The sequence below is a fragment of the Thermoleptolyngbya sichuanensis A183 genome, assembly GCF_013177315.1.
Taxonomy (GTDB): Bacteria; Cyanobacteriota; Cyanobacteriia; order Elainellales; family Elainellaceae; genus Thermoleptolyngbya; species Thermoleptolyngbya sichuanensis.
In genome coordinates this window covers 5,432,147-5,444,335 of sequence record NZ_CP053661.1, presented here as the reverse complement: position 1 = coordinate 5,444,335, position 12,189 = coordinate 5,432,147, and the positions used below count along the sequence as shown (strand labels likewise).

Here is a 12,189-nt window from a genome sequence, read left to right as displayed (position 1 = left end):
GAGGAAGTGTCTATGGGGTGCGTCTGTGTGTCTCAATCCTATTAAGCGCCTGATCTAAATAGATCTAAACAGGCTAAGTAGTGTCGCTCTGGATCGCCCTAGCGATCGCCCCTGCTAATGTGGCAGCACAATGCACGCGCCCTCTTCCCAAACCACCCCACAGGCATCGCCCTCAGCCGGGGCGACTTGTCCTCCAAGCTGCGTCGCCATCAGGGGCCCCAGCGGCGTGTCTAGCCTGCATTCCCAGACCTGGCCGATGTAGGTGACCTGGCGAATCGTCGCGGCGATCGCCCCCGGTGCATCCGTCGCCACCAGTCGCACCCGCTCTGGCCGCAGCATGATAGTCGCCGCATCGCCCACGGTCAGCCCGGTTCCGGTGACCAGCGCTCGAAGCGGAAAGCCATTGAGGGCGATCGCCGCTTGGTCGCCCTCGATCGCCTGCACCATGCCTTGCAGAAAATTTGCCTTGCCAATGAACTGCGCCACAAAATGCGAGGCGGGTCGATTGTAAATGTCCTTTGGGCTGCCCAACTGCTGCACCTGGCCGCTGTGCATCACGGCGATGCGATCGCTCAGGGCCAGCGCCTCTTCCTGGTCATGCGTCACGTAGATAAACGTCAGCCCCGTCTCGCGCTGAAGCTCCCGCAGTTCTTGCCGCACCTCCTCTCGGATCTTGGCATCCAGCGCCGACAGCGGCTCATCTAGCAGCAGCACCTTGGGCCGGCTAATCAGCGCCCGCGCCAGCGCCACCCGCTGCTGTTGCCCGCCCGAAAGCTGCGACGGACGGCGATCGCCCAGCCCCTCAATCCGAAACATCCGCATCGCCTCTGCCACTCGCGGTTCTGCCTCCGCCCGCGCCACGCTTGCAATTTGCAGCGGATAGGCAATATTCTCCGCCACCGTCATGTGGGGAAACAGCGCATAGCTCTGAAACACCGTATGCACGGCCCGTCGGTAGGGCGGCAGGGTGGTCACGTCCTCGCCACCGAGGCAAACCTGCCCATACTCCGGAATCTCGAACCCGCCAATCAGCCGCAGCGTTGTCGTTTTGCCCGACCCGCTCGACCCCAGCAGCGAAAAAAACTCCCCCGGCTGCACCGCCAGCGTCACGTCTTTCACCGCGTAGACTTCCTTTTGTCCACTGCCGTAGATTTTGCTGACGCGATCGAGAGACACAATGGGTTGGGAAGGCATGGAGAGGGGTTAGGCATGGAGGAGTTGAAGAGTTGGAAAGGGAACGGGCTGCTGGGGATCAGGGTTGCTGGGGATCAGGGTTGCTGGGGAGATAGACGGCTGCTTCACGCCATCACCCGTCCCGCTGCGCTTGTTGACTCAGCAGCACCAGGACGGTACTCACCGTGAGGATCAGTGTGGCGATCGCCGCAATTTCTGGCGTGATGTTGGTGCGGAGGCGACCCCAAATCTCCATCGGCAGGGTGTTGTCGCGGCCGGTGAGGAAAATGGTGACGACGACTTCATCAAAGGATAGCGTGAAGGCGAGCAAGGCTCCGGCAACCACAGCGCTGCGAAGGTAGGGAAATAGCACGTCTCGAAACACCTGAACGGGCGTGGCTCCCAGGTCGTAGGCGGCTTCTTCCAGGCTGCGGGGAAACTGGCCCAGGCGCGTTAGCATCGGCCCCAACGCTACAGGCAGCCCAAAGATGGCATGTCCCAAAATCACGGTCCACAGCGACAGCGGCAGGCCGAGATCCGAGAAATAGGCCAGCATTGCCACACCCGTCACGATTCCCGGCAGCAAGATGGGCAGATTCAGCGCGATGCGAAAGGCGTTTTTGCCCCAAAACTGGTAGCGATAGATGGCAAAGGCCGCCAGCAGCGCAAAGATAGATGCCAGCACCGTCGCCACCGCCGCCACCCGAATCGAGTTGCCCAGCGCCACGCGCATCGCTGCATCTTCCAGGGCCATGCGATACCAGCGCAGGGTAAAGCCCTGAAACGGCAGCGATAGGATGCGCGAGTTGTTGAAGCTCATCAGCACCAGCACGCCGATGGGCAAGTACAAAAAGCCAAACACTAGCATTGCCCACAGCCCCAAGGCCCAAGGGCGGCGCTGCGTTTGGCGGGGGGCGATCGCCCCGGTATCTATCGCCCCGGTATCCATTGCTCCAGTATCCATCAACGGGTCGTCAAGTGCTATAACGTGAGTGCCATCACCATTCGCGCCATACCAAACTTATATTGATTTTGGATTTTGGATTGGCAATTTTAGATTGGCGATTTTGGATTACGGGTCGAGTCTCTGTGAGGCGTGCAGCGTTTTCACCTGTAGCGCGGTTTGCGGGAATGAGATTAGCCCTGTGCTAACCTTAGCGCCCTATTCATAAGGCTGTATGACTACAGCTACGTCATTATTATTGTTGGCGCTTGGCACTGTGTTACTAGCGCCGGACTATTAGCGACGGATTACTAGCGCCAGACTAAGTGTCGGAGTGCTAGCCCCAGATAGCTCAGTTGTCCGTAAGCGTAGACCAAATTATCGAACCGCAGGGCGGGGTCATTGCCGTATCGCAGCGAGTGGTATAGTCCCCGCAGGAGGCGATCGCCCCCCCGCCGCACCTGCCCCAGTCCGGCTTTTCCGGTCAGGCGTTCCCGCTGATATTCGCTCACGCCCTGCCACCAGCTTCGTTCCAGAAACCACCCCTGGTGGCGGCGTTCGGGCGCGACCCGGTGAGTAACTTCGGCATCGGGCAAGTATTGAACCGTTCTGCCCTGACGCAGCGCCAGTTCTGTCAGGTGCAGTTCTTCGTTGGATAGGAGCGTGTTGCCCACGCGCCCAAGCTGCTCCGAAAAGCCGCCGACTGATTCCCAAAAGTCGCGCCGGAGGGCATAGTTCACGCCGCGTGGCGTTTGCCCCGGCTGCTGAATCTTGACTGGCGCATTGCCCAGGTCGTATGCGCCGAGGCTGCTGGCCAGGTTTGCCGAAAGCCAGCGGGGGGGCAGCCGCCCTTCCCAATCCAGCAAGACGCGCCCGCCTGCGATCGCCAGGTTCTCGTCTGCCTGAAACGCTTCGGACAGCACTCGCAGCCATTGTGGAGAGGCGATCGCATCGTCATCCAAATAGGCCAGCAGGGGCGCGGCGGCGTGGGTGGCTCCAGTGTTGCGGGCGACGGATAGCCCCAGCGTCGGCTCTGGCACATAGCGCAGCCGAGAATCCTGCAAAAACGGCTCCACTATAGTCCGCGTGTCATCGGTGGAGGCGTTGTCTACCACCAAAACCTCGTAGGGTTCTCTGAACTCCTGACGCAGCAGACTGGCGATCGCCCCAGCCAAATAACCAGCCCGATTATGCGTACAGATAATGGCAGAAATACGCGGCGACATTTGGCAAACCTCAAAAGCACGTTCCAAGGCTCCAAGACAGGTTTCGTTCAATTCTGCGAGGACTGACGCAGTTGGATGATTTCTCGCGGGCGCAGCCCGCGAGAAATCATCCAAAACCTAGAAAACTGATCGCAAGTGCGTAGGCCCTGTCTGCGTTTAACCCTGCATCTAGCCATGCGCCCGACTATGGCTGGGGGCAACCTTTGCGAACGACTCCGATCAATGTAGATACCGTAACGCATCGTTTCATCTGGAGGTTGTTCTGCCGGATCAGCGTCACCCGCCCCAATTGCCCAAGGACTCGACCCTGATGATTAAACTGAACGCGATACAACCCACCCGTTTGATACAGCGTCATTTCTGTGGGATGAAGCTGAATACTGGGGTCGAGGTCGCGCCACAAAATCTGTTCAATGGGGGTGTTGATCGGATGGGCAGCAACTTGCACAAAGCCGTAGGAGTCTGTCCGCAGGCTGACCTGCCAGGTGGAACGGGTCTGCTCTGCCCGAAACTGGGCCAGCCGCATGGTTTGAAAGATTTCATCCTGGGCTGCGTTGAGACTGCGGGCGCTAAAGAAAGTAATCCAGCTAGGGGCGGCGATCGCCATCAGAACCGCAACGATCGCCACGACCGCAATTTTCTCGATCAGCGTAAACCCCATCGCCACGTCGCGCTCGAACCGGAGGGGCAAAGACTCTGCCCCAAAACGAGTTAAAGCTTTCATAGAGATTTATCAGAGTGTGAGAGATGCACCAGCCAACCTGTGCTTAAAATAAAATTCCCTACGGTGGCGATCGCCTATCGACACATTCCCTCTGATGCGCCCTCCCAGGAGAAAACCATCAGGGCCGACCCGTTGGGGCATAATAATCAGCGGTGGTTTTGAGGAAACATGCTCAACATGCCTGACGTAATCGACGCGCTGCCAGACAATCTGCAACCTGCAATGGCAGACGTGCTGGGGCTGCCGATTCACCTGCTGCCGGACTATGGCGACTGGCTGCTGGCGCAACTCGCACAGGGCAATCGCGGCGTGCATGTGGTCACGCTAAATGCCGAAATGGCCATGCAGGCAGAGCAAAACGACGCGCTGGCAGCAGTAATCCGGCAAGCAGAATTGGTGATTCCCGATGGTGCAGGCGTGGTGCTGTATCTGCGCTTGCGGGGATATCGCGTCAACCGCTGTCCGGGCATTGAGCTATCGGAGTGCGTGATTCGAGCGTCTGCCGACCCAGCCTTGCCCGGCGCGCCCTACTCGCTATTTTTCTTTGGCGGTGCGCCTGGGGTCGCAGATGAAGCGGCGCGGGTGTGGCAAGAAAACGTGCCAGGACTGGCGATCGCCGGGGTGCAGCACGGCTACCTCCCGCCCGAAGAGCAAGCCCCGCTGCTGGAACGGCTCCGAGAACTCCAGCCGCGCCTAATTTTGGTGGGGTTGGGGGTTCCTCGACAAGAATTTTGGATTGCCCAACACCGCCATGTTTGCCCCAATGCAATTTGGATCGGCGTGGGCGGCAGCTTCGATATCTGGTCGGGCACCAAAACCCGCGCCCCGGGCTGGCTCCGCAACAACAACCTAGAGTGGGTCTATCGACTCTATCAAGAACCGTGGCGCTGGCGACGAATGCTGGCGCTGCCGCAGTTTGCATGGCGGGCAGTGGTGTATAGAGGGTGACGGGGAAAGGGGGAAATCGGCAGAGCGCTGCGGGTTTGTTGCAGGTTCACTGCCGGATCACTGCTACCTCTGAACAGTTGCCTCTTAGCGCCTTTTAGTGATGGCGGCAATAACCCGCGACTCCAAGAGTTTGCGATTTCCGCATCTTTGTATACAGTATGCATATGAGAACCGATTTATGCTGGATAACTTGGGGGGTGTGCTGATTCGCCGATCTTCCAGGACGCAACGCCACCGACAGGATCAAACCTGGGATGGAAATTCGCCTCAGTGACCCGTGTTGACGCTGAAATCACAGAAAATCAATGTTTGGGGGATGGAATGGTAGTTCTTTCTAAACAGCTTGCAGTCAATGGCGATCGCCTCATGCAGTCCATTGATCGACTGGCCAAAATCGGACGGCAGCCCAACGGCGACATCTGCCGCCTGGCCTTCTCGCCAGAAGATTTGCAGGCCCGCTATCTGGTGCAGCAGTGGATGATCGAGGCTGGTATGACCGTGCGGACGGACGCTGCCGGAAACCTGATCGGCCGCTACGAGGGCACCGACCCCAACGCACCCGCCCTGGCCACGGGTTCCCACATCGACACCGTGCCCTCTGGCGGCCCGTTTGATGGTGCGCTGGGCGTGCTGGGCGGCATTGAAGTCGTGCGGACGCTGAAGGAGAACGGCCTGCGGCTGCGGCATCCCATTGAGGTCATTGTATTTACCGATGAGGAGAGCAGCATGATCGGCGGGCAGGCGATCGCCGGGACGGTGTTGCTAGATCAGCCAGAGCGCTATTTGCCCAAGATCGACCAGCCGATTGAGTCGTGCCTAGAGAAAATTGGCGGCGACTGGAGCCAACTGCCCAGCGCCCGCCGCACCCGCGCCGACATTGCCGCCTTTGTGGAACTGCATGTGGAGCAGGGCTGCGTGCTGGAGCGCAAGGGCCAGGCGATTGGCGTGGTGCAGGGCGTAGTGGGGATGCAGCGGCATCTGATCACGATTCATGGCCAGCCCAACCATGCAGGCACCACCCCCATGGACATGCGCCAAGACGCGCTGATTGCCGCCGCAAAGGTCATTCTGTCGGTGCAGGCGATCGCTCTAGAGCAGCCCAGCCAGCCCGTCGCCACTGTCGGCTATCTCACCGTCGCCCCCAACGCGATGAACATTGTGCCGGGAACCGTAGAACTGTCGGTCGATATGCGCGACCTGTCGCAGGTGGTGCTAGAACAAATGCTGGAGAAGCTGAAGCAGACCCTGTGCGAGATTGCGATCGCCACCCACACCCGCATCGACATCGCGCCCGTCCTTACGGTGGAGCCGACGCTGGCCTCTCTCAATGTCCAGGCAGCGATTGAAGCCGTCTCGCAAGACCTTAACCTGAGCTACCTCTACATGCCCAGCCGCGCCGGCCACGACGCAATGGAGATGGGCCGCTTTACCGACATGGGCATGATCTTCGTGCCCAGCCAAGAGGGACTCAGCCACTCCGGCATGGAATACACCTCGCCAGAGCAATGCACCCAGGGCGCGGACGTGCTGCTGCATACGCTGATCAAGCTCGACCCGATCTATGCCTAAAAGGCCTCAAAAAGGCCTATAGAGAGCCTTAGTAGAACCCGTTCAGCGGCCGTGGAAAGTCTTTCGCGGCCATTTTTGCAGGCCCAATTGGGATAAAGAGTCGCAAACCACCGGAAAATTCAATGAAATTCCAGGAATCGACATTTTTCTAAAATTTTCCATGACTTGCGCCTAAAAGCTCTAGGGTTTGCGGAGGGTTATGAATGTAGCGTCAGATACAACGTGTAGATCTTTAAAGCCTTTTGATAGATGACATTCCTTCGGCATTAAGGCATCTGGCATCTGAATTGCAAATCTGAACCACAGGGCCGCCAAGTGCAAAGCCGCCAAGTGCGACTTTAATCCCGTAGAACCTTTCAGATAAATCCTTTCAGAATCGCTTGCTGAATCCGGGGGATCACCTGACTCACGTCGCCGCCGTCCAGGCTGCAAGGCTTTTTCAAGGCTTTTTGGGGATGTTTTAATGACTCACTCATCTGTCTCAGCGTCAGCTTCGCCGACCGTCGATGGGGGCGGAGTTGCACCAATTCCCTATGACATTCCATCCACGACCGTAGGCGTATCTCTCCGCTCGGTCACCAAAAAATACGGCCCCGTGACGGCAGTTGAAAATATTACCCTCGACATCCCGCCCGGTTCCTACTGCTGTTTGCTGGGGCCGAGCGGCTGCGGCAAAACCACCACGATGCGAATGATTGCAGGGCATGAGGACATTACTCAGGGCGACGTATACATTGGCGACCTGCGGGTGAATGACCTGCCGCCTGCCCAGCGCAGCACCGCCATGATGTTCCAAAACTACGCCCTGTTCCCCCACAAGACGGTCTGGCAAAACGTCGAGTTTGGGCTGCGGATGCGCGATATTCCCAAGCCCGAACGCGACCAGCGCGTCGGCGAAATCCTGGAAATCGTCGGGCTGAGCCAGTTTGCCAGCCGCAAACCCGCCCAGTTGAGCGGTGGACAGCAGCAGCGGGTGGCCCTAGCGCGATCGCTCGTCACTCGTCCCCAGGTGCTAATGCTAGACGAACCCCTCAGCGCCCTCGATGAAAACCTGCGGGTAAAAACGCGGGGCGAACTGCGCCGTCTGCAAAAGCAGTTTGGCATGACCTTCATCCAGGTAACGCACAATCAGGACGAAGCCTATTCCCTATCAGACATGATCGTGGTCATGGATCACGGGCGGATTGATCAGGTAGGCACGCCCCAGGAAATCTTCGTCAAGCCAATTTCCCAGTTCGTTGCAAAATTCACAGGCGACAACAACATCTTCAAAGGAACCGTCTGCCGCGCCGACCAAGATGCCGAGGGCTATCGGGTGCAGATGGAGGTGCCAAAGCTGGGAACGCTCCTCTGCCGGGGCGACTATGCCCAGGTTGGCGCAGAGGCCGCTTGCTCGGTGCGGGCAGACCGGGTGAAGGTGGAGCCGCTGTCGGCTGCGGACACGTCGCCCCGCGCTCTGGTGAATCAGGTGACGGCACGAATTGTAGCCATTGAATTCACAGGCTATGTCACTCGCGTCACCCTGGCGCTAGAGAAAACCGGACAGGAGGTGCTGTACAAAGTCCGCAGCACCGATTGGGTGAGCCAAGCGCTCCAGGAAGGGCAAGTCGTGGCGCTAAGCTGGCTGGCTGATGACTGTGTGTTCTTGTCGCATTAACGTCGCGTTAGCAGCGAGTCAAACAGCACCGCAACGTTTACCTACTATTTTCTACACATCTAGGCACTATGGCTAAAATCTCTCGTCGTCAGGTCATCCGCACTGGACTCGCCGCCGGAGCCGCGCTGGCTGCGACCCGCTGCGCCCGCAGCGAAGCCCCCGTCGGCACCCCCAACAACCCGGCTACGGGCCCAGAGGTGAACATTAACCAGACCAAGGACGTGACTCTGCGGCTAATTGGTACTGGCGTATCGCAAATCAATGAAATTCGCGATAAAGCCCAGCAAGATCTCGGCTTTAAGCTGGACATGCGCGCCCTCAGCACCGAAGAAAACAACCAGATTGCCATTACCCAACCCAGGCAGTACGACATCTTTGACGGGGAATATTTCAGCCTGCCGCTGGTGGTGCCGTCGGGCAACCTCCAGCCCATCGATGTCAACAAAGTGAAAGACTACGACAAGATTGTGCCCTTCTTTACTCAGGGCAAGTTTGAGGGAATGCCCGTAGAGCAGTCCCAAGGCACTGCGCCCTACAAGGTGCAATACGTCACCGGGCCCGACTCCAAGGAGTTTTCACCAACCCCCACCGACTACGCCACGCTAATTCCGTTCCAGTACAACGCAGACACGCTGGGCTACCGTCCTGACCTCGTGGGCCGCAAGATCGAAACCTGGGGCGAACTGTTTAATCCTGAATTCAAAGGCAAGACCTCGATTCTGGACATTCCCCAAATCGGCATTATGGACGCGGCGATGGTGGCCGAGTCGCTGGGGCTGATGAAATTTGCCGACAAGGGCAACATGACCCGCGAAGAAATCGACCAGATTACCAACATTCTTAAGGAACAGAAGCGGGCGGGTCAGTTCCGGGCTTTCTGGAAGACCTTTGATGAATCGGTGAACCTGATGAATGCGGGCGAGGTGGTGCTGCAATCTATGTGGTCGCCTGCGGTGACGGCGGTGAAGGCCAAGGGAACGCAGTGTATCTATGCGCCGCTGAAGGAGGGCTATCGCGGCTGGGGCGGCGGCATCGGCCTGTCCAAGAATCTGTCGGGCATTCAGCTTGACGCAGCCTACGAATACATCAACTGGATGCTGGAGGGCTGGGTCGGTTCCTTCCTGGGTCGCCAGGGCTACTACAGCGCTGCACCAGAAAACGCCAAGAAGTACATGTCTCAGGCAGAGTGGGACTTCTGGTATGAAGGCAAGCCCGCCGCCGAAGACATGGTAGACCCCTTCGGCAAGACGCTAGAGAAGAAGGGCGCAGTGCGGGATGGCGGCTCCTTCAAGGATCGCTTCGGCAACATTGTGTGCTGGAACTCCACAATGAAGGAGAACGTGTACCTGGTGCAAAAGTGGAATGAGTTTATTGCGTCGTAGCGATCGCCCCCTTATCTCGTCCCGTTCCCATTCATGCTCTAACCATTGCGGCTTTTTGAGCGCCAATCCCCTCAAAAAGCCGCGCCTATTCAGGTAACTTGCAATGCTGAAATCCTGGAAAAGCATTCAGCCCTACGCACTGGTGACCCCCCAAACGTTCGTGCTGCTGCTATTTTTGGTGCTGCCAATCCTCATGATCTTTATTGTCAGCTTTTGGCAGTTCGACGGCATTCAGATGATTCCCGGCTTTACGCTGGATAACTACAAAAGTATCTTCACGTCCGATGTGACGCTGAGAACCTACCTGAACACGTTCAAGTATGTGTTCCTGGTGTGGTTCTTTTGCCTGGCGATCGCCTTTCCCGTGGCATACTTTCTAGCGTTCTTCATCGAAGACCAAAAGTGGCAAATCATCCTCTTCTTAGTGTGTACAGTGCCATTCTGGACTTCAAACATTATCCGGATGATTTCCTGGGTGCCCGTGCTGGGGCGGGAGGGTCTGGTAAACAGCACGCTGATGCGCCTGGGGCTAATCAATCAACCGCTGGAGTGGCTGCTGTTTTCAGATTTTGCCATCGTGCTGGGCATGGTGCATTTGTACAACTTTTTTATGATTGCGCCTATTTTCAATAGCCTCATGCGGATCGATCGCAGCTTGATCACTGCCGCACGAGACATGGGCGCATCCGGGTTTCAAATTCTCAAAGAAATCATTCTGCCGCTAGCGGCTCCGGGTATTGCCATCGGCTCTATTTTTGTGGTGACGCTGGTGATGGGCGAGTTCGTCACTGTGCGGATGATGGGCGGCGGGCAGGCGGCCTCCGTCGGCAAGATGATTCAGACCCAAATCGGCAGCTTGCAGTATCCGCTGGCGGCGGCAAACGCGGTGATTTTGCTGCTGGTGACGCTGCTGCTGGTCATGGCAATTTTGCGCGTGGTCGATATCCGCAAGGAGTTGTGATGCAACAGAAACGCTCCCTGACTTACTACCTGCTGGCAGGCTTCTTTGGGCTATTTGTCCTGTTTCTCTACGGCCCCATGCTGGCGATCTTTATCCTGTCGCTGCAAGGCGAAGAGGGCACGCTGACGTTTCCGATGAAAGGCTTTAGCTTCTACTGGCTGGGGCAGGTCTTCCAGGAACAGCGCGTGGGCAACTTTACGGATGCCTTCTGGCGATCGCTCCTGTTGGGGCTGCTGGTGACCCTGCTGTCGGTGATTGTCACGGTCATGTCTGCCCTGGCTTTCCGGCAGCGGTTCAAAGGGGCTGGGACCCTGTTCTATCTGACGATTGCCAGCCTGATCGTGCCCAGCGTGCTGATCTCTCTAGGCATCGGCATTGTGTTTCAGGTGCTGGATCTGGAAACGAACTGGTTCTCGTCGGGTCTGGGCGCACACCTGACCTGGACGGTTCCCTTTGCCTTTCTGATCATGCTGGGCATTTTCAACCGATTTAACCCGTCCTACGAAGAGGCCTCCCGCGACCTAGGCGCAAACGACACCAAAACCTTCTGGGAGATTGTGTTTCCGCTGATTCTGCCCGCGCTGATCGGCATTGGGCTATTGGGCTTTACGCTGTCCTATGACGAATTTACGCGCACGTCGCTGGTGTCGGGGCAAAAGAACACGCTGCCGCTGGAAATCTTCGGCATGACCACCAACGTTACCTCGCCTGCGCTCTATGCCTTGGGCACGCTGACGACGTTGTTTTCCTTTGCCATGATTCTGCTAGCGATCGCCGCCTACAACTACACCTCGCGCCGCCAGTCGCAGTGAGGCGCTAACCAATTACCCGCTTCAGGAACGAGATGAGTTCATTCCAGGCAGCATCAGTGGCGGCGGGGTCGTAGCGGGGGCCATCGTCGCGCATGAATGTGTGGTCGGCCTCGTAGATCAAGATCTGATGCCTTACGCCAGTCTTTTCCAGGGTTTGGGCGAGGGTGTGGCGATCGGGTTCTTTCACATGCGGGTCGAGCGTGCCAAAGACGAGCAGCAGCTCACCGTGGATTTCGCCCGTGCGCTGGAGCGTGTCAGCCACGCCTTTGCCCAGTTTGCCGATGGGGATGCCCGTGGGATAGCAACTGACGGTGGCTTTCACCTCTGGCTGGAAGGCAGCGCGGTAGGCAAGGTGTCCGCCGATGCAAAAGCCCATGCTGCCCAGTTTGTTGGGCAACACGCTGCTTTCAGACTTGAGAAAATCGAGGACGGCACGGGTGTCGGCATCGTAGTGGGCGATCGCCGTTCGTCGAGCATCATCATTCCCCTGCATCCGTCCCAGGTCGCTAGGTTCGATCACCGTGCCCACAGGTTCCAGCCGATGAAAAATTTCTGGCGCGGCCACCACATAGCCATAGCCTGCCAGCCGATCCGCCAGCCGCGTAATCGGGCCACCCAGTTGATAAATATCTGAAAAGAAGACGATGCCGGGATATCGACCCTCTGGCTTGGGCGCGGCCACGTACACCCGCATCAGGCTATCGTCCACCCGCAGTTCCACATTCCGCTTGATAATTTGCATCTGCCCATCCTGCCATGCTGTTTGCCCCTAGAGTAGCCATCCCGCCAAGGGG

At 57.9% G+C, this 12,189-nt stretch carries 11 protein-coding genes; 6 read left to right on the top strand and 5 right to left on the bottom strand.

The window, feature by feature from the left end; genetic code table 11:
- Nucleotides 1-114 precede the first annotated feature (114 nt).
- The 4 genes from HPC62_RS22615 to HPC62_RS22600 form a co-directional block, all read right to left on the bottom strand.
- Nucleotides 115-1,194, bottom strand: coding sequence for an ABC transporter ATP-binding protein (locus tag HPC62_RS22615; RefSeq protein ID WP_172358628.1), 1,080 nt, complete (start codon nt 1,192-1,194; stop codon nt 115-117).
- A gap of 112 nt (nt 1,195-1,306) precedes the next feature.
- Nucleotides 1,307-2,137 carry an ABC transporter permease gene (locus HPC62_RS22610; RefSeq protein WP_205370900.1) on the bottom strand — a complete coding sequence of 277 codons (831 nt, stop codon included), beginning with the start codon at nt 2,135-2,137 and terminating at the stop codon, nt 1,307-1,309.
- A 290-nt stretch (nt 2,138-2,427) separates the two neighbouring features.
- On the bottom strand, nt 2,428-3,342 hold the full coding sequence (locus HPC62_RS22605; RefSeq protein WP_172358627.1) for a glycosyltransferase family 2 protein: 915 nt from the start codon (nt 3,340-3,342) through the stop codon (nt 2,428-2,430).
- 184 nt (nt 3,343-3,526) lie between these two features.
- On the bottom strand, nt 3,527-4,066 hold the full coding sequence (locus HPC62_RS22600; RefSeq protein WP_172358626.1) for a pilus assembly FimT family protein: 540 nt from the start codon (nt 4,064-4,066) through the stop codon (nt 3,527-3,529).
- 177 nt (nt 4,067-4,243) lie between these two features.
- Here HPC62_RS22600 and HPC62_RS22595 point away from each other — a divergent pair, with 177 nt between their 5' ends.
- From HPC62_RS22595 to HPC62_RS22570, 6 genes are all read left to right on the top strand, one after another.
- Entirely contained in the window at nt 4,244-5,014 is a 771-nt protein-coding gene (locus tag HPC62_RS22595) for a WecB/TagA/CpsF family glycosyltransferase (RefSeq protein ID WP_205371310.1), read from the top strand.
- A 321-nt stretch (nt 5,015-5,335) separates the two neighbouring features.
- Nucleotides 5,336-6,583, top strand: coding sequence for a Zn-dependent hydrolase (locus tag HPC62_RS22590; RefSeq protein WP_172358625.1), 1,248 nt, complete (start codon nt 5,336-5,338; stop codon nt 6,581-6,583).
- A 463-nt stretch (nt 6,584-7,046) separates the two neighbouring features.
- Nucleotides 7,047-8,240: an ABC transporter ATP-binding protein gene (locus tag HPC62_RS22585; protein WP_172358624.1), complete on the top strand. Its 1,194-nt coding sequence runs from the start codon at nt 7,047-7,049 to the stop codon at nt 8,238-8,240.
- Nucleotides 8,241-8,308: 68 nt separating this feature from the next.
- Complete coding sequence (locus HPC62_RS22580) at nt 8,309-9,622, top strand: ABC transporter substrate-binding protein (RefSeq protein WP_172358623.1); 1,314 nt, start codon at nt 8,309-8,311, stop codon at nt 9,620-9,622.
- 103 nt (nt 9,623-9,725) lie between these two features.
- Nucleotides 9,726-10,583, top strand: a complete 858-nt coding sequence (locus tag HPC62_RS22575) for an ABC transporter permease (protein WP_172358622.1) — start codon at nt 9,726-9,728, stop codon at nt 10,581-10,583.
- On the top strand, nt 10,580-11,395 hold the full coding sequence (locus HPC62_RS22570; protein ID WP_390819705.1) for an ABC transporter permease: 816 nt from the start codon (nt 10,580-10,582) through the stop codon (nt 11,393-11,395). Before HPC62_RS22575 ends, HPC62_RS22570 begins: the two co-directional genes overlap by 4 nt.
- Before the next feature lie 4 nt (nt 11,396-11,399).
- On the opposite strand, the gene HPC62_RS22565 is transcribed toward HPC62_RS22570, so the two are convergent.
- Entirely contained in the window at nt 11,400-12,137 is a 738-nt protein-coding gene (locus tag HPC62_RS22565) for a dienelactone hydrolase family protein (RefSeq protein WP_172358620.1), read from the bottom strand.
- Nucleotides 12,138-12,189 lie beyond the last annotated feature (52 nt).

Coding starts and splice junctions, on each gene's coding strand:
- HPC62_RS22590 (WP_172358625.1), top strand. CDS start 5,336: ATGGTAGTTCTTTCTAAACAGCTTGCAGTCAATGGCGATCGCCTCATG.
- HPC62_RS22595 (WP_205371310.1), top strand. CDS start 4,244: ATGCCTGACGTAATCGACGCGCTGCCAGACAATCTGCAACCTGCAATG.
- HPC62_RS22580 (WP_172358623.1), top strand. CDS start 8,309: ATGGCTAAAATCTCTCGTCGTCAGGTCATCCGCACTGGACTCGCCGCC.
- HPC62_RS22610 (WP_205370900.1), bottom strand. CDS start 2,137: ATGGATACTGGAGCAATGGATACCGGGGCGATAGATACCGGGGCGATC.
- HPC62_RS22575 (WP_172358622.1), top strand. CDS start 9,726: ATGCTGAAATCCTGGAAAAGCATTCAGCCCTACGCACTGGTGACCCCC.
- HPC62_RS22585 (WP_172358624.1), top strand. CDS start 7,047: ATGACTCACTCATCTGTCTCAGCGTCAGCTTCGCCGACCGTCGATGGG.
- HPC62_RS22600 (WP_172358626.1), bottom strand. CDS start 4,066: ATGAAAGCTTTAACTCGTTTTGGGGCAGAGTCTTTGCCCCTCCGGTTC.
- HPC62_RS22605 (WP_172358627.1), bottom strand. CDS start 3,342: ATGTCGCCGCGTATTTCTGCCATTATCTGTACGCATAATCGGGCTGGT.
- HPC62_RS22565 (WP_172358620.1), bottom strand. CDS start 12,137: ATGCAAATTATCAAGCGGAATGTGGAACTGCGGGTGGACGATAGCCTG.
- HPC62_RS22615 (WP_172358628.1), bottom strand. CDS start 1,194: ATGCCTTCCCAACCCATTGTGTCTCTCGATCGCGTCAGCAAAATCTAC.